This is a genomic window from Streptomyces sp. NPDC044719, assembly GCF_056433405.1.
This window is the reverse complement of record NZ_JBWKHE010000012.1, coordinates 29803-51118: the sequence shown is the minus strand read 5'-3', so window position 1 is coordinate 51118 and position 21316 is coordinate 29803. Positions and strand designations below refer to the sequence as shown.

Here is a 21316-nt window from a genome sequence, read left to right as displayed (position 1 = left end):
GTAGCTTCTCATCAGAATCTATCGGGTGAATCGGGTGGTGAGCCCAGTTGCCGCTACTTAGCCTGATGGGCGTCCTACGGGCTGAGGCCCGGCACATGGTGAAGGAGCCGCATGCCCGAACGGAGCACGACACGACGTCGCCAACTTGGCGCCACCATGCGCAAGTTGCGCTCCCGCACGGGAATGACACTGGAGGAAGCCGGGCGCCTGGTCGGCGTCTCGAAGGCGACCGTCAGCAGGTACGAGACCACGGCTGGACCGGTCAAGTGGATCGTCGTCGAAGCGCTGTGCCGTGAGTACGGAGCAACTGACTCTGAGCGGCGAGCAGTCGTCAACCTCGCTAAGAACGCCAAGGAGCAGGGCTGGTGGAGCTCCTTCGCCGACTCCATCCCGGAGAGCATGAACCTGCTCCTCACCCTTGAGGACGAAGCCGTTCGTGAGAACCACTTCTGTTGCGTCTACGTCCCCGGGCTTCTGCAGACGCGTGCCTACAGCACGGCACTCCAGGAAGCCAATGAAGTGCCCTTGGAGTCGGCAGAGATCGAGCGGCTGGTGGACATCCGCATGAAACGACAGGAGCTGCTGTCCCGTTCGAAGCCGTTGCACCTGTGGGCGATCCTCGATGAATCGGTCGTCCGCCGCGTCGTCGGATCGCCGGCGGTCATGAGAGAGCAGCTCGACCGTCTACTCGAAGCCAACGCGTCCCCGCATATCACGCTCCAGGTACTGCCGTTCTCCAAGGGAGCCCACGCTGCGGCGCTGGGCAGCTTTGTCATCATCGGCGGTGCTGAACCGGCTCTCGATGTGGTGTACGTCGACTTCCACACGGGTTCGCTCTTCCTGGAGAAGGAAGCGGAACTGGAGCGATACAGACTTGCGTTCGAGTACCTCCGCGCACAAGCGTTGGACATGGAGGCCTCCTCCGCCCTGATCCATCGCGCCCGCAAGGAGCTCTGAATGTCCGCTGGCCCCCAGATAGCCTCCGAGCCCAAGTGGTTCAAGTCGTCTTACAGTGGCGGTAACACCACCGAATGTGTGGAGTGCGCGTATACCGCCAACGGCGCGCTCATACGCGATTCCAAGACCGCGAGGAGAACTGTCGTCTCCTTCAGGGACGAGGCGTGGCGTTGCTTTGTCAGTGCCGTAGCGAACGAGACGCTGTCTCGTCGTAGCGCCCCGGACCGCTGGTTGGCCAAGAGGTACTCACGGCCGCCCGGTTCTCCCGAGGTTGGCGGTTCCGGGGCGAGTGTCAAGAGCGCCCTTCGGGCGTCGGCTGGCGCCGATTGCGCTTCGCTTCACTCTTGACACTCGCCCCTCCACCGCGGGGTTTTGCCCGGCCGGGCAGCCCAGGGGTGGGGGCGGCGGGGATGGTGGGGAGGGGTGCAGCACCGTGGCCGGGTTTGGGGTCGTGGGGGCGCCTGGTGATCGCGCTCCGCAAAGGATGGACGGGCGGCCGGGGCTGTCGGACTACTTGCCGTCCTCGGGGAGGTTTCCGTCGCCGCCGAGGTTGGCGACGATCCGGCGCAGGACGTTGATCGTGGTGACGAAGTCGGCCGGGTCGATGTTCTCGTGGGTCTGTTGGTGGACGCTCAGGTTGCGGTCCCTGGCTCGGAGACGGGCTGCCTCGCCGGCCTCCGTGAGGGACATGCCGCCCGTCGTGTCCTCCGTGAGCCAGCCTCGGGTGGTCAGGTCGTCGTAGACCTGGTCGAAGTCAGTGGCCTGGTCGTCGTAGGGAGTGAGGCGCTCGGTCAGGGTGGGGCGGGTCCATCTGCCGGGGGCGCCGGCGGCGTGGTTGAGGGTCCACCAGTGGGGCTGGGTGAGGTCCTCGACCGCCAGTTGGGCGCGGATGGCTCCTACGACCCTGCGGTAGGCCAGGCCGGTCCATGCGCCGATCGGCTGGGCGGCCAGTTCCTCCCGGGAGTACTCCTTGAGGTCCTCGGTCTGTGTGCTCATGGCTGCCTATCCCCTCCGGTGGTCGTCTGGACGCGATCAACCTAGGACCTCAATCAAACTTGAGGTCAAGGAGGAAGGTGCTGATCGCCTCGTAGAGGCGGTCCGGCTGGTCCAGGTGGACGTCGTGGGCCGCGTCCGGGATGCGGGTGAGGCGGGTGACCGGGCGGTGGGTGAGCATGGTGGTGGGCTCGTCGGGGCGCATGGTGCCGTGTTCGCCCTGGACGAGGAGTGTGGGGCAGGTGATCCGCGACCACTGGGGCCAGTAGGCGGTGGTGGCCAGCTCGGCGACCGACGAGATGAGCGTGGCGCGGTCGAAGGTGGGGTGCCAGCCGTCCTCTCGTTGCTGCAAGGTTCTCGTCCAGGCCTCATGGCCCAGGAAGGTCTTCGCGGCCTCCAGCGACTCGAACGGTGTCGGCCAGCTGTCCAGCCAGGTCGCGATCTGTGCGGGGAGCTCCGGGCTCGGGCCCGCCGGGCCCGCTTCGACCAGGATCAGGGATGTGACCAGGTGGGGGTGGGAGGCGGCCAGCAGCATCGCCGTGTGGCCGCCGAGGGACTGGCCCAGGAGGGTTACGGGGGCCAGGTCCAGTTCCTCGATCAGGGCTACGGCGTCCTGGACGTGGGCCTGGCGGGTCGTGGTCGGCGGTGTGCGGGTGCTGGCTCCGTGGCCTCGGGCGTCGTACGTCACCACGCGGTGGCCGTCGGACAGGAGGCGGGCGGCGACCGCGTCCCACTCGCCCTGGTGGCCGGCCAGGCCGTGCAGGAGAAGGAAGGGGGTGGCGGACTCCCGCTCGGGGCGGTGGTCGTGGTGGGCGATGCGGGTGCCGTCCGGGGTGGTGAGGGGCGTGGGGGTGGTGCGGACGGTTTTCGGGTGGGGAGTGTTCAACTGGCCTTCCTCCGGTGACGGCTCGGGCCAGCTTCTCCTTGCCCGACGGCCGCCGCCAGCCGATTTGCGGGGCCGGCGGTGACCGTCGTGCGAGGGCTGCGGGGTTAGCCGGGTCAGCGGGGTTACGGCCGTGGGCGGACTGCCGAGTTACGGCCGTAGACGGACTGCCGGGTTACGGCCGTACGCGGACTGCCGGGCTGCGGCCGTACGCGGATTACCGGGCTACGGCATCGGGCCCAGGTCCGCTCGGCCGAACAGCAGGGCGTAGCCCGGCGGCAGCTGGGCCAGGATGCGGGTCACCAGGTCGTCTCCGATCAGGGGCGGCAGCACGCCGAGGACCGAGCTGACGTCCCAGCGGGCCGTGGCGGGGGTGGCTCCCTCGGTACGGGTGGCGATCGAGTCGACGAACTCCGCGGCCGTCAGCCGCTGTGTGGCCGGGACCTGGGAGGCGATCAGCCTGGCGGCCTCTTCGGGCAGGGCGCGGGCGAGGTCGACCCGTTCGTCGCCGATGACGTGGGCTCCGAGCGCGGACAGGACGACTCGGGTGACGCGCTCCGCCTCGGCCCTGGTGGGGTACTGGCCCGACTCCTGCACCGCGTCGAGCAGTTGGGTCGTGGTGAGCGTCTCCGTGGTAACCGTCGTCGCGGTCATGTGCGGGATTTCCTCTGGGGTGTTCATGGGTGACCGTCCCGCGGGTGGGACGCCCGCGGGACGCTGCCTCGGTTGCGTGGGTGCTCGGGTGGGGTCAGCCGCTGAGCTGCTTGCGGCTGTCGCCACCCGCGATCTGGATACGGCGGGGCTTGGCCTGCTCGGCCACGGGGATGCGCAGGGTCAGGACGCCGGCCTCGTACGACGCGTCGATGCGCTCCGTGTCCAGCGTGTCGCCGAGGAAGAGGCGGCGGGTGAAGACGCCGGTGGGACGTTCGGCGACCAGTAGCTCCGCACCCTCGGGGGCGGGGGACCTGCGCTCGGCTCGCACGCTGAGGACGTTGCGTTCGATGTCCAGCTCGATCGTCTCGGGGTCGATGCCGGGGAGGTCGAAGTGGACGAGGAAGTCGTCCCCGGAGCGGTAGGCGTCGATCGCCATCGCCGAAGGGCGGGCGGCGGAGCCGAGGACCTGCTGCGTGAGTCGGTCGAGGTCACGGAAGGGGTCCGTGCGCATGAGCATCACTGTCTCTCCTCTCATCAGACACTGTGTCGCGATGCCGCATGTGTTGCTTCTTCTTATATAGCTCGGAAGAGAAAAGTTGACAAGCCTCGGCTCATGTTCGGGTGAGCGCCGTTCGCGCGCCCCGGCGTGTGCACCGCCCGCCCCGGGAGTTAGCCTCGGGTTCTCGTGAGGTCAGGAGGCAGGAACATGGTGAAGGTTCCCAGCGCGGTGGTCGCCGCGAGCGGGCTGGTCGGCGGGTACGGCGTGGCCCGTTGGACCAGGCAGCGGCCGCTCGGCGGGGCCGTGCTCGCGGTCGCCGGGGTGGCGGCCGCGCGGCAGTGGCGGCAGCAGGCCGGCGGGGTGGCAGCGGGGGCGTTGTCGGCCGCGTATGTCGCCGCGTTCGCCGGGTCGCATCCGCTGGCCAAGAGGGTGGGCGCCTGGCCCGCCGTGTTCGGAGTGGCGGGGGCTGTGGCCGTGGCGTCCTGGGTCGTGGCCGACCGGCGCGGCTGATCCGGCCAGTAGCGGGTGCAGCAAAGAACCCGGCCCTGAATCCCAGGGCCGGGTTCTTGTGTGGAGCGCCGGGCAGGCCTTGCACCTGCATTTCCCCGCAGGAAGCGGGGCGTCTTTCCTTGGACCACCAACGCACGATCCTTCAGCCGGAGTTCCGGCGACCGGATGCAGATCAACTGTACCGCAGTTTTTGTTATCGCCGTCACCGCCCGTCCGTCTCCTCACCGTCCCCCACAGGCACGCGACTTACGACGCTGAGGTACGACGACGTGACACGACAGATCAGCCGCCGGAACATGTTGAAAGCAGCGGGTGCGGCGGGCGCCGGTATCGGTATCGGTACGGCCGCCCTCGCGCCCCCGGCCTCGGCCGCCGACGGCCCCTTCGCTCACCCGGGGCTGCTGCACACCCGGACCGACCTGGACCGTATGGCCGCCAAGGTGAAGGCGGGTGCCAGGCCCTATGCGGCCGGGTTCGCCAAGCTCACCGCCAACCGCCATGCGCAGAGCGACTGGCGGGCCAATCCGCAGGCGACGGTGTACCGGGGGGCCGGGTCGCCCCAGAACTACGCGGCCCTCTACAACGACATCCACGCCGCCTACCAGAACGCCCTTCGCTACCACGTCAGCGGCGAGGACGCGCATGCCGACACCGCAGTGGCGATCCTGAACGCCTGGTCGGGGAAGCTGACCTCGATCCAGGGCTCGGCTGACCGGTTCCTGGCCGCGGGGCTGTACGGGTATCAGTTCGCCAACGCCGCGGAACTCGTGCGTGACCGCGGCGACTTCGAGCTCGGGCGGGCGCGGGAGCTGTTGTCCGACGTCTTCCTTCCGCTCAGCGACGACTTCCTGCGCCATCACAACAACGCCGTCGTCACCAACTACTGGCCCAACTGGGATCTGACGGCTGTCGCGTGTGTGCTGGCAACCGGGATCTTCTGCGACGACCGGGCCGTGGTGGAGCGGGCCGTGGAGTACTTCAAGCACGGGGAGGGGATGGGGTCGGTCCGGCATGCCATTCCCGTGGTGCACGACGACGGGCTCGCGGAGTGGGTCGAGGCCGGGCGCGATCAGGGGCATGCGCTGCTCGGGGTCGGGCTGATGGGCACCGTGTGCGAGATGGCGTGGAACCAGGGCATCGATCTGTACGGGTACGACGACAGCCGGTTCCTCAAGGGTGCGGAGTACGTGGCCAAGTGGAGCCTGGGCGGTGATGTGCCGTATACGGCCAACACGCGGAGGAAGGGGGCGATCGGGGGGTGGTCGGGGAGTGAGACGGCTTCCGGTGCGGCGGCTGTGGATCCGGGGATGACCCGTCCGATCTGGGCGATGATCGCCAATCACTACACCAAGCGGCGGGGGTTGTCGGCGTCGTATGTGACGCGGGCCGCGGCGAAGGCTGCGCCTGAGGGTGGGGGTGGGGATTACGGGCCCAACAGTGGGGGTTATGACCAGCTCGGGTTCGGGACGTTGGCGTTCACCCGGGGGCGGGAGGAGGAGGTCGGCGACGGGGCGCGGCCGCAGGGGGCGGTGAGCGCGTCGGCTTCGCCCTCAGCGGGTGTGGCTTCGCCCTCTGCGGGTGCGGAGCGGGATCTTGCTGCGACCGGGGGTGCAGGTGGGGTCGGGTGGGTTGCGGCGGCCGGGCTTGCCGCTGTCGGGGGTGGGGTGCTGATACTTCGGCGGCGGGGTGGGGCCAAGTAGCCGCTGGTGGGTTGCCGGGGTGCTGCGGGGGTGCTGCGGGTCGGGGCTGGGGCGCGGGTGGGTGCGCGGCCCGGCGTAGCGGGGCGCCGCTCGCCCACCCGCTCCGCCCCTAAGCCGTCTGTGCCTTTCAGGACGCAGATCGCTGCCCAAGATCCGCGCTCGGCCAGCGCCCCCCAGAGCGGGGAGCGGTCTCGGCTCGCGTCCCTATTCGCTGTCGCCGAGGTCCTCGGGCGTCAGTGGCGCGGAAGACTTCTCCGGCTCTTGATCAACTACCTCACCGGCACGGTAGTGGCGCGACGCGCTCTTGTACTGCTCCTCCTCCTCATACATGATCACGTAGTTCAGGAGTGCTGTGATTTGCCAGGAAACGGGCAGGGAGGCGGAGGCCAGGCGGAACGCTTCGTCCGCTGAGAGGGGACCGTCCGGCACCTCGACGGAGATGTCCGCCGCGCACGAGGGCTCCACGTACCGGAAGTTGTAGGGCAGGCCGGCTTTGAGCTTCTTCAGGAAGGTCCGCAGATCGTTCGTCCCAGGGGTGACCCCTTGGACCGGTGCGTCGAGGTTGATGGGGTACTGCACGTCGAAGTGGTCCTTCTTGAGGACCGTTGTGTCACGTCTGCGCCCGGGATCCTTACTTCCGAATCCGCTGTTGTTCCACGGGATCCCGCCCCGCTCCCTGTAGTGGTTGATGAGGAGCTGTTCGGGGGCGAGGGCGGAGAAGTCCTCGTCCACGTACAGACATGAGAAGGTGACGTCGGCGAGGTCGAGGTTGCGCCGACCTGACAGCTTGCGCAGGTGGTTGCGGAGCCGCCCCGGAAGCCCCTTGTGCCTTCGATCCGCCTTTCCCACGTAGACGAACACGTCATTGACGTAGAGCTGGTACACCCCCGGCCGCTCTTCCAGTTTGGCCAGGCTCTCCTCCCCGAGGGGTGCCCGCCCGAGGCTTCTCAGCGCCTGGGCGAGCTGGTCTCCGAGGGCCTTGGTGATACTCAGCCGGAAGTCGTCGTGGAACACTCCGCGATCGTCCGCCCCGCTGCTTCCCGTCATCCTTCTCTCTTTCCTAGGGTCTGGGTCACGGCCTACTCTATGAGCTCCTCATTCATCGATCATCCGTTCGAGTTGGACGCTCCGATCCCCTGCCGCTCCGCGGTACGATTCGGCCATGGGTGACCAGCCGGAAGAGACCAAGATCCCTCGCAGTCGCGCGAGCGTGGAGCTGTTCGCGGGCGGCGGTGGCCTTGCCATGGGGGTCCACCGCGCGGGCTTCCGCCCGCTCCTGTTCAACGAGTTCAACAGGCGGGCCTGCGAGACGCTCCTCGCCAGCGCCCGCAGGACCCTCGGCGATGACGGGCTCGTGGAGGTCAGGGAGACGACTCCCGTTCCGCCGAAGGTCGGTGAGCCCGCGCCCCTGTACCCGGGGGACGTGCGCGACCTGGATCTTCGAAAGTTCGAGGGCGAGGTCGACGTTCTCGCCGGTGGCCCTCCCTGCCAGCCGTTCAGCGCCGGGGGGGTCGCCAAGGGTGACGAGGACAAGCGGAACATGTTCCCCGCCTTGTTCAACGCCGTCCGCGAGATGAGGCCGAAGGCCGTGATCTGCGAGAACGTGCGAGGACTCCTGCGCCCGTCGTTCAGCGGCTACTTTGAGTACATCAGGAACGAGCTGCGCCTACCCTTCATGGAACGAGACCCCAGGAAGACCTGGCAGGAGCACAACGGCGCCCTCATGGGGGCGCTCGGCGATCCGGACCCGGCGGGACACAAGCTGGACATCGACGGCGGTCTCCCCGTTGACGACAGGAGCGCCGACCGTTACAGGGTGATTGCGTTCCCCGTGAACGCGGCGGACTACGGCGTCCCTCAAATCCGTAACCGGGTCGTGATCGTCGCCTTCCGTGCCGACCTTGGCGTCGAGATCGTCAGGGATTTCGCGGCGCACGTGAGGAGACGCCGCTATTCGGACGACGCCCTCCATCGTTCCATGCGGGACGGTTCCTACTGGGCGCGCCATGACGTGCCCCTCCACGTCGAAGAGCGCGTCATGGCGCGCCTGCCCGAGGCGATCAAGGAGGACAAGTGCCTGCCATGGCGCACTCTCCGCGATGCCATCAAGGGATACGGCACCGACGAGGAGCTCCCGGCTCTTCCCGAAATCGACGTGACCCGCCTCGCTGAGAAGCACGACTTCGGCGGGGAGGAATTCCCCGGACACATTGGCTGGCCGGGCGCGAGGATCTACAAGGGCCACACCCCGAACGAACTCGACCGCCCCGCCAAGACCGTCAAGGCTGGCGTTCACGGTGTCCCCGGTGGCGAGTCCGTCATGGAGCTCGACAAGCGGTTGGAAGACCTCATGTCTCCGGGGGGATGGCGTTATCGCCACCGCTACATGACCGTCCGCGAGACCGCCCGAGTCATGACCTTCCCCGACGAGTGGATCGGCTCTGGCCCTCGTGGGGAGCAGATGCGGCAGCTCGGCAACGCTGTCCCGGTGGTTCTCGGTGAGTTCTTCGCCAGGGCCGTCGCCGACGCCCTGGATGCGGCGGGTCAGTAACGCCATGCCTCAGCCGACAGGGCGCGCCGGACACTGGAAGGAGGGCCTTCCCACCGAGCGCGCGTACAAGCGACGGGCGGGCTCCGCCACTCCGACGATGGAACAAGACCGCGCCGCCGGCGGTCGTGACCGGCGCGTCGTCGCCCTCGGCGACGGTCGCTACGCGTGCGCCTCCATCGCCCTCAAGCTGTACCGGCGGACGCGCCGTATCCGGGCCTATCTCCGCTGGTCACAGGACGGCGGCACACGGGAGCGCTATGTCTGCGAAGTGGACCGTGCCACTCGCGGGGAGAACCTCGCCGAGGCGTGGCGCCAGGCCCGGGAAATGGGCATGGTATGCGAGCGCCCTCTGCCAGCTGACTCCAAGGCGTCCTCCACTAGCGTCCGCGCCGTGATGCGGGCCAACCGAGGTAAGGACACCGGTCCAGAGCTCGCCCTGCGGAAACTGCTGCACCGGCGCGGTCTGCGATATCGGGTGGACACGCGCCCCATTCCCGAGATCCGGCGCCGGGCTGACCTGGTGTTCTCTGGGCCTCGGGTCGCGGTGTTCGTGGACGGCTGCTTTTGGCATGGCTGTCCTCAGCACTACCGTCCCGCGACGAGGAACGCCAAGTTCTGGCGGGACAAGATCGAGGGCAATAGGAACAGGGATGTCGAGACCACTCAGATTCTCCACTCCGCCGGCTGGGCCGTGATCCGGGTATGGGAGCACGAGGCCCCGGAGCCGGCAGCCGAGCTGATCGCCCACGAGGTCCAGGCACGACGGGCGGAGTCAAGGTCAAAGCCCACAGACATCGACGGTCTCGCTAGCGGAGACGACGACTGAGTAGGTCATCGACGGCGTCCATCAGACGCTGCGGGGCCGTCCTCCCCGGTCATCCGTGCTCGCGGCCATGACCTTCTCGCTCCGCTTGAACTTCCGGCTTGGGCGAGGAGGTTGACGGTCAGTACGATGGTCCCGTCGTCGTGGATGGGTCACTTCTTTCGGCCCGCCTGATCAGGCCAAGGACGAGGCCCGTGCCGGGCACGCTTCCCCCACGCAGCCGTGGTGGACGAGGGCGGTTCCCTCCCTGAGGTTCAGGACGACGGCGAGGACGCAGCCCTCGACCACTCCGAGTTCGAGGGCGTGACGGCGGAGACTGGAGACCTGGGCGAAGCTCGTTCCGCGGCGGACGCTGAGAGTCGAGTGTCCCCCGGAGGTGGCGAACGTGCGGCTCATGGGGGCTTGGCGGAGGCCAAGGCGCCAGGTCAGCCAGGAGTTCACTCGCACTCCGCTTCCACGCAGGACATCCCGGTCAACGGGGATTCGGGCGCCCAGCACATCACCCTGGACTGCCATGGTGGTCGGCTGGGCCGGCTCCGCCTCCTCAATCGGCTGGGCACCACGATTGACCAGGTCGATGAGGCCGTCGGCGGTTTCGCCGATCTGGTCGCTGAGTAGACACTGCGTGAGCCGCCACGCGGTCACGGGGTACAGCTCCGTGACCTTCGCGAAGAGGGAATTTCGGGCTATTGGCCCGTGTTCTGTCACCACCGCGACCAGGGCCTCGACGGCGTTGCTGAACGGGGTGAGGCGCAAGTGTGACCACTCGGCCAGGGCCCAGGAGCCCTCGGGCCGGCTCAGTACGAACCGGTCGTCTCGACGCAGCGCCTCCCGCGCCGCCTTTTCCGTCGCCACGGACATGGGCTTGAGTAGTTCCTCGGCGGTACAGGGACGACCGGCCTCCAGCAGGTACAGGTACGCGGAATCGCGTCCCCTCGCCTTGCGGCGAACCCAGTGGCCGTCGGTGTTGGGCGCGACTTTGGAGCGGGGGTGGTCGAGAAGATCACTCAAGGGGATCCCCTCGGGCACGCCCGCCGTACGGGCCGCCTCGCGGAGCGCGTCGCGGGCCAGGGGGGTGTTGGCCACCAGTCGGCGTAGCGCGGCGTCGAGGGAGTCGGGGTGGGCGGTCCACCAACCCCGTAGAGGGCCAGCCCAAGTGCGCGGGGCGTTCAGGCCGGCCTCCAACAGGAGCAACTCCAAAACGACGTGGTCTCTCACTCCCAAGGCTGCCGCGAAGGCGTCTCTACGGACAGCGGGCGCCGCGCCGACAGCCCACAGAATCTCACGCCATCCTTGGTGGGTTGTATCGGTCATGGCGACAAGACTTTGCTGCAACTGGGTGATGATCTGTCGCACCCGTTCCCGGGTCACCCTGAACTCGGCCCCGGCCTCCTCCAAGGTATGGCCCGCCGCGCGGGCCTCGACGATGGCCCGGGCGCGGTCATCGAATCTCGAGTGCCAAGCCTGGATCATCCATCCCTCGTCGAACATCACTGCCTCTACATCTCGTTGAAGTAGATAACCCGCACGCCCAGGAACTTGGCCAGGCGCTCATGCTGGACCTTGTCCTCCCGCGTGAGGGGGTTGAGGAAGGGATCGATGACGCAGATCGTCCACGGTGCGGTCTCGCCACCGGAGCGGTCGAGGATGGCGGGCCACACCAGGTGCTTGAAGCTTGCGTCGGGACCGGCCACGAAGTGCAGTTCGCTGTCCTCCGACCCGACCCTGCGAACCTTGGCTCGCATCGGCTTCTGCCGCTTGGATCGGGGAACTATTTCCCACTCCCCTCCCAGTGTCTTCGCGATGATCTCGTCGATCGTCGCGGCGGGCCTCTTCACGTACTTGGCGTATTTGCCCACGCCACGGCGTGCCCGCTGGTACTCCTTCATCGGACCGTCCTTGAGCCATGGCCGCACGTTCGCGGCCATGCCGACGAATCCGATCAGCCGACCTCCGACCTCCGGGTCGTCCGTCCACTGCTGGTAGAGGCGGGTGCGATCGCTGTCCTGCAGGTTGAGCCAGTCCGCGTCGGCGGCTTGCTCGAAGACCCGGGTGAGGACGGCGGCTTCGACCTCGGTCGGGATCTTGTAGTCGGTCACAGGATTCCTTTCGGCATGGGGAACTGAAGGCGGACCTCGTCCGCCGCGGTCTCGAGGTCGGCGGCGTCCTGGATCCACATGTCCATGAGGGAGCCGACGGTCTCGTCCTGGAACTCGATTCGGGAGGTGTGGGGGAGATCGAGGTGTTCGGCCTCGGTGGCCTCCAGGGTCCGACGTAGATTCAGGGCCGCGGCGGCGCGACGGATGTCTGTCACGAAGTCGAGGACCTTGAGCGCCTTTTTGCCAGGGCTGAGGCGCAGCCCGCGGCCAAGCTGCTGCACGAAGATTCTTCGGCTGTGGGTGACGCGCAGGAACGCTATGAGATTCACATCGGGCACGTCGACGCCTTCGTTGAACACGTCGACGCAGGTGATGAGCGGGACACGTCCGAGGCGGAACTCGTTGAGCAGCACGTTGCGGTGACGCTTAGGCAGGCCACTGTGGAGATAGGAGGCGTTGACCCACTGCGGATCGGAGACCGAGAGGAGCTCCGCCATGTGTTCGGCGTGGTCGATCGTCTGGCAGAAGACGATGGCACGAGGCTCGGTGGTCTCCCGCCAGGCCGCCCGCAGGTGCTCCACGATCTCCTCATCCCGCTGAGGAAGGAAGAGACTCCGGTTGAGGTCCTTGATCGAGTAACCGTGGCGGCTGATCTCCTTGACGGCGTCCCAGTCGATACCGTCGGCATACAGTCGGTAGTCGACGGCGGCCAGGAAGCCCGCTGCCATGCCCTCGGCGATACCCATTGTGAAGCTTGGGTAGCCGAAACGAACCGTGATGTCGAACTTATCGCCGCGCCAAGGGGTGGCGGTCACTCCGAACTGTGCCGCAGCCGAACACAGATCGAGGAGTTCCGCAAACCTGCCGGTCTCGGCCACGTGATGGGTCTCGTCGATCATGATGAGGTCGGGACGGTAGCCGTTTCGTGTAGCGGCCAGCGCCGACTCGACGGTCGCGACGATCACCCCGGCCAAGTCCCTGGGCTTGCTCTCACCGGTGAGGAGGCGAGTGGGAACGGTCTTCGGGATGTGTCGCCACAGCGCCTTCTCGAGCTGTTCCACGAGGTCTCGCATGTGCGCCACCACGAGAACCTTGGCGTGCGGACGGGACTTGAGAAAGTTGCTGATGACCTCCCCGCCGACGACAGTCTTCCCCAATCCGGTCGCCAGGACGAGGAGGGCCGAGCCCCCGGCGGCCAGGTCACGTTCGATGGCCTCCACCGCCTCGGCCTGATAGGGCCGCAACTTGTAAAGGCTCGGCACGCGCTCCGGCATGCGCTCACCGATGGCCGCGAGCGTGGCGCCGTGCCATAGCGCGATGTCGACGCCGACGCCCGCCAAGGCGCGGCGGCGCGCCTCGGCCGACGCGGTGATGTTTGTGTTGGTCGCCAAGATGGCCTTGTCCGCCCGGTAGCGGGTACGGGCCCGCTCGAGGTCGTCGATGCCGGCGTGGTCAGCTGTGCCGTGCGCCTTCCACTTGCTTTGGAACACCCACTGCTCGCGGTCCCGGACAGCGAGGAGATCCGCTCCGTGGTCGTTGGCGCCGTCCACGACACGAACGTCATGGAATCCCAGGTGCCACAGAGTCCGCTCGAGCGCCTTGGTCAGTCCCGCCGGGCCACCATCCCGCAGCTCGGCAGGGGACAGGAACACGGCGTTCACTCCTCACCGACCAGCTCGTCAGCGAGCAAGGTGATGCTGAGGCGGGCACGCTGGAGCTGGAGGGCGGTGGCCTCACCGGCGAAGGTTCCGATGGTTGCCACGTCGGCCAGGTAGCCCGTGACACGGGCTAGGCTCAGGGAGCGCGCGGACGGTGACTTCACATCAGCGTATGGGCCCCGGAAGACTCGGCCATCCAGGAACGTCTCAGGCATCACCTCCACCAGGCGAACGAGCGCCAGCGCGGGGAGGAAAGAGATGAACCCGGCGTCCCGGTCCAAGCGTCCGACCTGGCCGACGCGGCCGGAGGCGATCAGCGACTCCTCGACAGCCGTCCTCTCCTCCTCGCTGAGGTGGCCGAAGACCTCGCGGTACTCACCGGAGCGGTTGAGTTCGGCGACCATGCGGCTGCGAATTTCGTTCAGTAGGTCACGGGCCTCCGCGCCGACCGTGGTGCCGTCCAGCGCGCTCTCCTTGAGGGACTGGGCGCGGAGGCCGGCGACCAGCTGGGACGGGCCCCACTGGGAGCGCGCGCGAACCTTCAGCAGAGGTGCCAGTTCGGCCAAGAGGAGATCGGCGTAGTCCGCGCCGAACCGCTGGAACACCTCGTGGTCGGCATCGACAAAGGCGGTGAGTTCGTTGCCCGCGCGCTGGTCAAGTAGGACCGGGACGGTCTGTCCCGAGTCGTCGAGGAGAGGCTCACCGCTCTTGAGTAGGCGCGTCTCGACGTTCAGGTAGCCGAGGTCCGGGTGGCCGAACGGGCGACTGAGATACGAGTGCCGTGTCGAGGCGTTCTCATAGCGGGCCAGGCGCTCGCTTCGAGTCTCGGACTTCCCCTTCGCCTCATTCGCCCTGGTGGTCGTGTCATCGCCGCCCGCCTCCGGGCCGGTCAGCTGGGTGGAGCCAGAGGCGGGCGCGTCGGCGGGCACGCCGAGGGCATCCATGACCGCCTGCTCGTCGGGCTGGTTCGGGACGCTGGCCGTCGTCTTGACTTGCTTCCCCTTGTTCTTGCTCTCCTCGTGTTCGAGGACTGCCTGCCACCAGCGTTCGTCCGTCTGGAAGCCCGGGGTGCCCTTGTGGAACTCGTTCCCCCAGCGGCGGGTCTCATCGTGGATGGGCTTGCGGCCGTCACCGGGTACCAGGCAGCGCAGCCCGGCGTCGTTACGGCGGTATCCCTTGAACAGAAGGGCGAGCGGGGTCACGTTCTCCGGGTAGCCAAGCGCTTCGGCTCTCTTGGGCTGGAGCGGCGCCACCCCACGCAGCAGCTCCACAGCGCTGCGCCAGCTACGGTCCGCGTACTCGAAGGCGTCCTTCTGGTATGTCACGGGGACGTGGTCGAGGTGGATCTCGCCGATGATGCGGCCACCTTGGTGGGCAAGCTCGACAGGGTACTCGGGGTCCTCATTGCCGGGAACGCCGTCGGGGTTGTTCCAAGTGAACAACTGCCTGTCCCAGCGGAGGATCTTGCGACCGTTGCGAAGGAAGTCGATGCCGTAGTCGGTCTTGTGGAGGTAGCGCTGAATGCCGAGCCAGCCCCAGATCCGGCGTTCGCGGACGGTGAGTTTCTCACTCCCGCAGTCGGCGCAAACGTCGCCGTGAGTCAGCTGCCACTGGCCGCAGTCGGAACAGGCCACCCCGTCCTGTAGCTTCTCGTCGATCTTGATGTACGCGGGGATACGCTCCTTGCCGTTGTACAGCACGAAGCGGTCGTCCCCCCAGCGGCAATGCCGGACCGGCTTGACCCGGGTCCCGCCCACATAGAGCTCGAAGCCGCGCGCGTCCAGGATCCACGAATACACGGAACCCAGCATGTTGCGGAGGGCTTGCCCGTTGCGGCGCAGCCATTCCGCCCGCGTCCGGTTCAGCCGGTCTACGACAATCCGCGTGCCGTGCTGAGTGGGGTCGCTCTTCGGCTCAGTGATGTCCGTCGCCTCGAAATCGTCCTGGATGTGGTCGAGGTCGATCTCGACACCGATCCATTCGCTATCGCCGGGCCGCGTAGTCAAGACGCGGGTGCGCCTGCCGAGGCGGGCGGTGGCCACGTTGAACCCCATGCCGAATAGGCCGAGCTTGTCGTGCATGTCGTTGCCGGACCAGCCGGCCCGCACCGCGCGCTCCAGACGCTCGTATGTCATGCCCCGACCGGTGTCGGCGATGACGAGTTCCCCGTTGGCCGAGGACGGCAATGACACGCTGACCTTGTACCCGTCGGGCCAGTCCAATCCGGAACGGACGATCTCGCTAAAGTCGTCGAAGCAGTTATCAACGAGCTCGGCCACACACTGCCACTCGTCGAACTCGATCTCGCCCAGCATGCGTAGCACGCGGGCCGAAGGGGTGATCTTCACTCCGGCAGGACCCTCTCCTGGGTTGAACGGACGCGCAAGAAAACCTCTTTGGCGCGTCACGCATGGCAAAGCAGCCCGACTCGGACAAGTCATGCGTCGATCCTGAGGGTATAGGCGGCCACTGACAGTCCGTCTGCCACTTACGAAAGTCCGTGCCCGTCTGTCATCAAGCGGGTTGGCGCCCCGGGGTGATGGTGCCTCAACTCGGGGGCCCGAGTGACCTACCGCGGGCGTCGGGCCTCCATTCACCCACGTCCGCCACGCGTCACTGCCGTCACAGGTAGGCGTACCCGGTGCCGCCTCGCGGTCCTGGTGGCTCGGCCAGGTGCTCGGCCGAGGAGCGTGTGGCCGCCTTCGCAGGGTGTGCGGCCGACCTTCTTGACGTCGATGTGGACCAGTTCACCGAGCCGGGAGCGCTCAAAGCATCAAACGGATCGGTCGATGGCGGCTAGGTCGGGCATGCTTTGCCGTTGCAGGATTTGGTGGGTGGTGGAGGCTGCGATGTCGAAGCGGGCGGCCAACCGTACGGGTCCGATGTGGTGCTCGCGGCGCGGGCGCATCGATCTGTTGCTCGGGATACTGGAGCGGTTCTGCATCCTGGTCTTGTTGTGCATCTCGGGCCGGGATCGACCTGGTGGCGTGTGCGAGCTACATCTCCGATTGAGATCTGACCCTCTCTAGTTGCGTACCTGAACAAACTTGGACCAAGGGTGATCGCTTCGACTAACGTTTGCGCATGGCTCTTAAGGACTTACTCATCCGTATCGCGGAGATCTACGACGCCACCGCCTTGGCCGCCAACGATGTGCCGGGGCAAGCACTCCTGCGGGGAGTGAAGGAGAGGGGTGACCTTCCACTGCCGCCAGGCTTCACCGCGGACGGGCACGGTGGGCAGGGGTACGCAACAAGCACGCCATGGATTGGTGTCTACGACCCCGCGATCAACGCTGAACCACATGAGGGGCTGTACCTGGCATATATCTTCAGCGCTGATCTGTCGGCCGTGACACTGACGTTGCAACAAGGGGTGACGAGTCTAAAGAAGAGCATCCCGCAACGCCCACAGTTGAGAAGGGAACTGACACTGCGAGCGAAACGGCTCCGAGCCGCGCTTCCGCCTTCTGTGGCATCGGGTTGGAGCCATAGCCCTGACTTCGGGTCCAAGGACTGGCGTCCACGGTCGTATGAAGCGAGCAGTGTGGCTGCGCGGCGGTATGAGATCGCCAACCTGCCGACGGAGGAGGTCTTGCAAGCGGATTTGCTGGAGGCGTCCAAGCTGCTCCGTGACGTGGCTGCAGCTCAACGCGTCTATCTGCAGATGCCGAGAGCGGACGAGCCTGCGGTGGAGTACGTATCCGAAGAGCATATGAGTGGCGGACCCTTGGACGGATTTTGCCCCAAGGATAGCAGCGACTACTACGTTCACCTCAAAGGCGGGCGGCGTCGAAGGACGCGGAGGCATGAAGAGCTCATCAAGGATTTCGGGATTCACTCTGTTACATGCGGCTTCACGCCTGTAATCGCTGGCATGCATCCCCGGGATCTTGTCCTGCATCGAAATGTCTCGAGCGTTAAAGGCGCGTGGCTGGTAGAAGGCAAGACGGTGAGTAACGGAAACGCGACCGAAGCGGTGCGTCAGGCCATAGGGCAGCTCTTCGAGTACAGTCATTTTTGGCATGAAATGCGAGGGGAGTCCAAACCTCACCTCATAGCCCTCTTTACCGAGGGAATAGGGCATTACGCGGAATACCTCGAAGCGCACGGGGTCGCTTCGATTTGGCGCGAGGGGGATGCTTGGGGTGGTTCGCCCAGTGCGGCTTTATGGGGGTTGGTGACGAACCTCGAAGATGGCGTCCTGTAGACGCTGGCTAGCTCTCTCTCGTGGAATCCATTAGACCGGGCCGTGCTGCTGGGCCGCCCGCTTCTTGCCAGTGTCGCGCTTACACGACCCGCATCAAGGGCGCTTCCACTCCGCTGCGCTGCGTTCCGCGTCGGCTGGCGCCGATGGCCCTGCGGGCCACCCTTGACCCGGGCCGCTCCAGCACGGGAGAGAAGCGAGCGGGCGGCCCGAGGAAGGCGGGGTCCATAGGGCGGTCGCGCCATGGGTTGGCTGTTCAGGTGCTCCGCGGGGGCGGGCGTGCGGCAGCAGCTCGGAGTCAGCGGTCGGCGGTGAGGGGGGAGGAGGGCGGCCGTGGGGGCGAAATGTGGTGGCCGGGTCTGTCAGGGCGTGTGAGCGTTGGACCATGGGGAATTCCAAGGCCTATCCCGTTCTGCGGACCACCGACGCGGCGCTGGCGTACGCGCAGGCCAAGCGGCTGTGCGGTCTGTTGGCGAAGTGTGATGACGAGGTCGAGTTCTTCGCCCAGCTGCGGACGGTCGCGGATGTGCGGCAGATGGCTGCGGTCCTGCCTGAGGCGAAGTTCGAGTACGCGGAGGCACGGACCGGTCCGGCGGGTGAGTACCTCTGGTTCGACCTCGATGTCGCGGCGGCGGACGACGCTGCGCTGGAGCCACACCTGCCGCTGGACGTGATGGTGGATGCTCCCAGGGGGAGTGTGGAGGAACGCTTTGTGGCGGCTCTTGGCCAGGGCGTGGCCGGCATCGACTGGCACGGCGTCTGGCCGGATGAGCCGGAGGCGGGTCACTACGGGTCGGTGTCGTACGACGGGGTTCAGGTCGTGTTCCACGGCGAGCGCGCCCAGTGGGGGCCGTGGGCCGAGCATCACACCGTCTTCGTGCACGTGACCAAGTTCGGTGACCTGGCCCGGGCCCAGAAGCTCGCCGCGCACATCGGCAGCGAGGTCCTGGGCGACTCACAGCTCGGGTGGTGAGAGTGCCAGCCGGACTTCAGGCGGTCGTGGTGCCGTGGCACTCTCCGTACGAGCGGCCGGAGCCGCACCAGCAAGCCGCCCCCTGCTGCGGCGGCCAAGCCACCGCCCGCCCCCGGGCCGCCAGGGTCGTCGCGTACTGGGGGAGCAGCGTCGCGTCGGTCGGGGAGGAGAGTTCTGATGCTGCGAAGGCCTCGTAGGAGGGGACCGTGCCCGTGACGATGCCCAGGTTCGGGGTGCCGGAGGAGGCCAGTTCCCGGAGGGCTGACTCTATGGTCGCGAGGTGGGCCTCGTGGGTCGGGTACTCCGTGGAGAGTGACGGGTACGCCTCCAGGAGTTCTGTGAGCTCTGTGGCCGGCCAGTGGAGGATCGCCACCGGGAAGGGGCGGGAGAGGGCTTCGCGGTAGGCGCCGAGTTCTGCTCTCAGGCGGAGGATCTCGGCCTCCAGTTCCGCCGGGTTCTCCGAGCCCAGGGACCAGACGCGCTTGGGGTCGTGGAGTTCGTCCAGGGTGATCGGGAGGGAGTGGACCGTGTCCGCCAGGGCGTCCCATTCGTCGTGGGACTCGCCCAGCATGCGCCGTACGCGGTGGCGGCCGAAGAGGAGGGGGTGGGTGGCGTAGGGGGGCTCCGCCACGTCCGTCAGGAGGCGGTGCACGGCCTCCGTGAACGTCTCGTGGGCCGCTTCCAGTTCGTCGTGCGACTCGAGGGCTTCGGCCACGATGACCCAGGGGGCCGGGTCCTGGGGGGAGGCTGCCCGGACTCCCTCGATGATCGCCCTGGCCTCGGCCTCGTGGCCGTACTCCCAGAGGTTGGAGGCCTTGAGCGCCCGTACCAGGTGGGGGTTGTCCAGGTCGGCCGTGGAGGACAGCAGGCGGTCGTAGAGGGTGGACGCGGTGGGGCGGTCGCCGGAGAGTTCCAGGTGGGCCGCGGCCCGTAGCAGCAGGGCCTCGGCGTCCTCGGGATACAGGCCGGCGGTCCGCTCCAGGCGTGCCGCTTCGGCGGTGTGGTCGACGTTTTCGGCAGGCGTGTCGGGGCGCATGGGGGACACCGTACTGCCGGGAGGTGACGAGCGTGAGAGATGTGCAGGCCAGACACCTGTACCCGCGGATTCCCCGTGCTCGCCACCCGGGCTTCACGGATCGCCCCGAACCGCCGCCGACCGCCGACCTACGGCGTCACGCCGTCCACTTGGAGCGTTTGGACTGATTTCGCCGCGAAGGGGACGCTGACGGACTTTCCGTTCAGGCGGATGTCCGAGCGGGGGGTGTAGAGGTCGCCGCCGCCCGTCGTCACCGTGTTCCAGCGGGGGACGGCGCCGTTCGAGCCGCCCGTCACCGTCGTGAAGCGGGAGAGGTCGAAGGTGAGGGTCTGGGCGGAGGTGGCCGTGTTCACCGCGACGATCACCAGGCGGCGGGATGGCGCGTCGTATGCCGCCACCGCGTAGCTGACGCCCGTGTCCAGGATCGTCATGCCGGGGCGGATGTGGCGGCTGAACTGGGCCAGTACGTAGTGCTTGGTCTGGACGGTGGTCGGCTGGAGGGTGTTCGCGTCGTAGGCGATCATCGCCCAGCCCGTCGACGGGTCCATGACCTGCCAGTAGCACCACGCCGTGGGGTGCAGCCAGCGGAAGTCGTAGCAGAGGTTGGAGGCCAGGGTGAGGCCGGTGCCGTCGCTGTCGCCCGTCTCGGAGTTCCACAGCTTCTTGCCGGACGTCGTCACCACGTCCGTGTAGAGGAGGTCGCGGCGGCCGCCCGAGCCCTGGTAGCCGTGCACGTTGACCTGGGAGACCAGGGCCTTGGTGGAGGCGTTGAAGGAGGACCAGGTCGAGCGGGCCGTGTCGTAGTTCGTTTCGTCCGAGGCCGCTATGCGGATGCCGCTGAGTCCTCGCTTGTCCAACTCGCTGCGCATGTAGGGGAGTACGGCCGCCTGGACCGCGGGGTCCAGGTGGCAGCCCTCCTGGGTGCCGGTCGCGGTCCACCAGGTGGAGGCCGGCTCGTTGAAGGGGTCGACCGTCGCGAAGTTCACGCCCCAGTTCGTGCGGGCGTACAGGGCCGTCGCCGCCAAGTGGCTCGCGTGCTGGCGGTAGTTCCAGGTCTGGAGGTTGTTGCCGCCGCCCGCCGCGCCGGAGGGGTTGTGGTTGGAGCACATCCACCACATGGGGGAGTTGGCGAAGAGTTCCGTGATCGCGCCGCGCTGCGTCGCCTTCACCAGCATCGCGCGCTGGTTGGCGTCCGCCGACCACTTCCAGGCCGAGGAGGCGGGATCCTCGTTGTTCCAGTCCTGCCAGAAGCCCTCGATCTGCTTGAAGGCGGGGATGTTGGGCGACTTCACCATCGTCTCGCCGCCCACGCTGTTCCAGCTGCACGCGCCGAGGTTGTAGCGGGCGATGTTGAGGCCCAGGCCGGGGAGGGAACGGCCGTTGTAGGTCACCGACTTGGTGGTGAAGAAGAGGTCCGCGAAGTCGTCCCGGGCGCCGAAGACGTTGGCCCACCAGGCGAGGGAGGTGCCCCAGCCCTCCCAGGTGCCGTAGGTGGTCGAGGGGGTGACGGCGATCGTGGCGTCCGCGTGCGCGGTGCCTGTCGCCAGGGCGCTGCCGAGGAACGTACCGCCTGCTGCGGACAGCAGGGTTCTGCGTCGTATCACGGCTCCTCCGTAGGGGAGTTCAGGGGAGTGTGGGGGCAGGCGCCGGTGCCCCCGGCCCAGGCGTCGCGGGACGGCCCGTCCATGGCATCGAGAAGCATCGGGTGTGACGGATGGGTTGTCGAGAGTTGTGACGAACCTTTCTCAAACCCGTGTACGAAGTCTCGGACGCG

Annotated in this window: 19 protein-coding genes; 8 read left to right on the top strand and 11 right to left on the bottom strand. The window is 67.3% G+C overall.

The genetic code is table 11. The annotated features are described in order from the left end of the window. The first annotated feature begins 111 nt into the window (after positions 1 to 111). Positions 112 to 957, top strand: coding sequence for a helix-turn-helix domain-containing protein (locus AC07DF_RS37395; protein ID WP_478981343.1), 846 nt, complete (start codon positions 112 to 114; stop codon positions 955 to 957). Then, entirely contained in the window at positions 958 to 1305 is a 348-nt protein-coding gene (locus AC07DF_RS37390) for a DUF397 domain-containing protein (protein ID WP_478981341.1), read from the top strand. A gap of 162 nt (positions 1306 to 1467) precedes the next feature. Here AC07DF_RS37390 and AC07DF_RS37385 read toward each other — a convergent pair whose 3' ends face one another. From AC07DF_RS37385 to AC07DF_RS37370, 4 genes are all read right to left on the bottom strand, one after another. Continuing rightward, positions 1468 to 1953 (bottom strand): MarR family transcriptional regulator, encoded by a 486-nt coding sequence (locus AC07DF_RS37385; protein ID WP_478981339.1) that lies wholly within the window; start codon positions 1951 to 1953, stop codon positions 1468 to 1470. Positions 1954 to 2002: 49 nt separating this feature from the next. Beyond that, on the bottom strand, positions 2003 to 2836 hold the full coding sequence (locus tag AC07DF_RS37380) for an alpha/beta fold hydrolase (RefSeq protein WP_478981337.1): 834 nt from the start codon (positions 2834 to 2836) through the stop codon (positions 2003 to 2005). A gap of 222 nt (positions 2837 to 3058) precedes the next feature. Beyond that, positions 3059 to 3487, bottom strand: coding sequence for a DUF2267 domain-containing protein (locus AC07DF_RS37375; RefSeq protein WP_478981335.1), 429 nt, complete (start codon positions 3485 to 3487; stop codon positions 3059 to 3061). Between the two features lie 94 nt (positions 3488 to 3581). Then, positions 3582 to 4004 carry an Hsp20/alpha crystallin family protein gene (locus tag AC07DF_RS37370; RefSeq protein WP_432960872.1) on the bottom strand — a complete coding sequence of 141 codons (423 nt, stop codon included), beginning with the start codon at positions 4002 to 4004 and terminating at the stop codon, positions 3582 to 3584. 189 nt (positions 4005 to 4193) lie between these two features. On the opposite strand from AC07DF_RS37370, the gene AC07DF_RS37365 reads away from it, so the two are divergent. Then, the gene (locus tag AC07DF_RS37365; protein WP_478981332.1) at positions 4194 to 4496 is read left to right on the top strand and encodes a hypothetical protein; all 303 of its coding nucleotides are present in this window, start codon (positions 4194 to 4196) and stop codon (positions 4494 to 4496) included. Between the two features lie 269 nt (positions 4497 to 4765). Next, positions 4766 to 6196, top strand: coding sequence for an alginate lyase family protein (locus AC07DF_RS37360; protein WP_478981330.1), 1431 nt, complete (start codon positions 4766 to 4768; stop codon positions 6194 to 6196). 204 nt (positions 6197 to 6400) lie between these two features. Here the strand turns inward: AC07DF_RS37360 and AC07DF_RS37355 are convergent, their stop codons facing one another. Next, positions 6401 to 7210 (bottom strand): GIY-YIG nuclease family protein, encoded by an 810-nt coding sequence (locus AC07DF_RS37355; RefSeq protein WP_478981328.1) that lies wholly within the window; start codon positions 7208 to 7210, stop codon positions 6401 to 6403. 148 nt (positions 7211 to 7358) lie between these two features. On the opposite strand from AC07DF_RS37355, the gene AC07DF_RS37350 reads away from it, so the two are divergent. Together AC07DF_RS37350 and AC07DF_RS37345 are read left to right on the top strand one after the other, a co-directional pair. Next, positions 7359 to 8747: a DNA cytosine methyltransferase gene (locus AC07DF_RS37350; RefSeq protein ID WP_478981326.1), complete on the top strand. Its 1389-nt coding sequence runs from the start codon at positions 7359 to 7361 to the stop codon at positions 8745 to 8747. Between the two features lie 97 nt (positions 8748 to 8844). Next, positions 8845 to 9573, top strand: coding sequence for a very short patch repair endonuclease (locus AC07DF_RS37345; RefSeq protein ID WP_478981324.1), 729 nt, complete (start codon positions 8845 to 8847; stop codon positions 9571 to 9573). Positions 9574 to 9744: 171 nt separating this feature from the next. Here the strand turns inward: AC07DF_RS37345 and AC07DF_RS37340 are convergent, their stop codons facing one another. From AC07DF_RS37340 to AC07DF_RS37325, 4 genes are read right to left on the bottom strand one after another with little or no spacing between them, the layout of a single operon-like run. Next, entirely contained in the window at positions 9745 to 11061 is a 1317-nt protein-coding gene (locus tag AC07DF_RS37340; RefSeq protein ID WP_478981322.1) for a sigma factor-like helix-turn-helix DNA-binding protein, read from the bottom strand. A gap of 8 nt (positions 11062 to 11069) precedes the next feature. After that, entirely contained in the window at positions 11070 to 11669 is a 600-nt protein-coding gene (locus AC07DF_RS37335) for a hypothetical protein (RefSeq protein ID WP_478981320.1), read from the bottom strand. Next, positions 11666 to 13321, bottom strand: coding sequence for a DEAD/DEAH box helicase family protein (locus AC07DF_RS37330; protein WP_478981318.1), 1656 nt, complete (start codon positions 13319 to 13321; stop codon positions 11666 to 11668). Before AC07DF_RS37330 ends, AC07DF_RS37335 begins: the two co-directional genes overlap by 4 nt. A 5-nt stretch (positions 13322 to 13326) precedes the next feature. Then, positions 13327 to 15675: an ATP-binding protein gene (locus tag AC07DF_RS37325; protein ID WP_478981316.1), complete on the bottom strand. Its 2349-nt coding sequence runs from the start codon at positions 15673 to 15675 to the stop codon at positions 13327 to 13329. A gap of 736 nt (positions 15676 to 16411) precedes the next feature. Between AC07DF_RS37325 and AC07DF_RS37320 the strand changes: the two genes are divergently transcribed. After that, on the top strand, positions 16412 to 17536 hold the full coding sequence (locus AC07DF_RS37320; RefSeq protein ID WP_478981314.1) for an MrcB family domain-containing protein: 1125 nt from the start codon (positions 16412 to 16414) through the stop codon (positions 17534 to 17536). A 382-nt stretch (positions 17537 to 17918) separates the two neighbouring features. Beyond that, complete coding sequence (locus AC07DF_RS37315) at positions 17919 to 18506, top strand: hypothetical protein (RefSeq protein ID WP_478981312.1); 588 nt, start codon at positions 17919 to 17921, stop codon at positions 18504 to 18506. Positions 18507 to 18522: 16 nt separating this feature from the next. On the opposite strand, the gene AC07DF_RS37310 is transcribed toward AC07DF_RS37315, so the two are convergent. Together AC07DF_RS37310 and AC07DF_RS37305 are read right to left on the bottom strand one after the other, a co-directional pair. After that, positions 18523 to 19542 (bottom strand): SEC-C domain-containing protein, encoded by a 1020-nt coding sequence (locus AC07DF_RS37310; RefSeq protein WP_478981310.1) that lies wholly within the window; start codon positions 19540 to 19542, stop codon positions 18523 to 18525. 128 nt (positions 19543 to 19670) lie between these two features. Further along, positions 19671 to 21146, bottom strand: a complete 1476-nt coding sequence (locus tag AC07DF_RS37305; protein ID WP_478981308.1) for a glycoside hydrolase — start codon at positions 21144 to 21146, stop codon at positions 19671 to 19673. Positions 21147 to 21316: the final 170 nt, after the last annotated feature.

Excerpts from the sequence above, each read along its gene's own strand:
- AC07DF_RS37395 (WP_478981343.1), top strand. The coding sequence starts at position 112 with ATGCCCGAACGGAGCACGACACGACGTCGCCAACTTGGCGCCACCATG.
- AC07DF_RS37390 (WP_478981341.1), top strand. The coding sequence starts at position 958 with ATGTCCGCTGGCCCCCAGATAGCCTCCGAGCCCAAGTGGTTCAAGTCG.
- AC07DF_RS37385 (WP_478981339.1), bottom strand. The coding sequence starts at position 1,953 with ATGAGCACACAGACCGAGGACCTCAAGGAGTACTCCCGGGAGGAACTG.
- AC07DF_RS37375 (WP_478981335.1), bottom strand. The coding sequence starts at position 3,487 with ATGACCGCGACGACGGTTACCACGGAGACGCTCACCACGACCCAACTG.
- AC07DF_RS37370 (WP_432960872.1), bottom strand. The coding sequence starts at position 4,004 with ATGCTCATGCGCACGGACCCCTTCCGTGACCTCGACCGACTCACGCAG.
- AC07DF_RS37365 (WP_478981332.1), top strand. The coding sequence starts at position 4,194 with ATGGTGAAGGTTCCCAGCGCGGTGGTCGCCGCGAGCGGGCTGGTCGGC.
- AC07DF_RS37350 (WP_478981326.1), top strand. The coding sequence starts at position 7,359 with ATGGGTGACCAGCCGGAAGAGACCAAGATCCCTCGCAGTCGCGCGAGC.
- AC07DF_RS37345 (WP_478981324.1), top strand. The coding sequence starts at position 8,845 with ATGGAACAAGACCGCGCCGCCGGCGGTCGTGACCGGCGCGTCGTCGCC.
- AC07DF_RS37340 (WP_478981322.1), bottom strand. The coding sequence starts at position 11,061 with ATGTTCGACGAGGGATGGATGATCCAGGCTTGGCACTCGAGATTCGAT.
- AC07DF_RS37320 (WP_478981314.1), top strand. The coding sequence starts at position 16,412 with ATGGCTCTTAAGGACTTACTCATCCGTATCGCGGAGATCTACGACGCC.
- AC07DF_RS37315 (WP_478981312.1), top strand. The coding sequence starts at position 17,919 with ATGGGGAATTCCAAGGCCTATCCCGTTCTGCGGACCACCGACGCGGCG.
- AC07DF_RS37310 (WP_478981310.1), bottom strand. The coding sequence starts at position 19,542 with ATGCGCCCCGACACGCCTGCCGAAAACGTCGACCACACCGCCGAAGCG.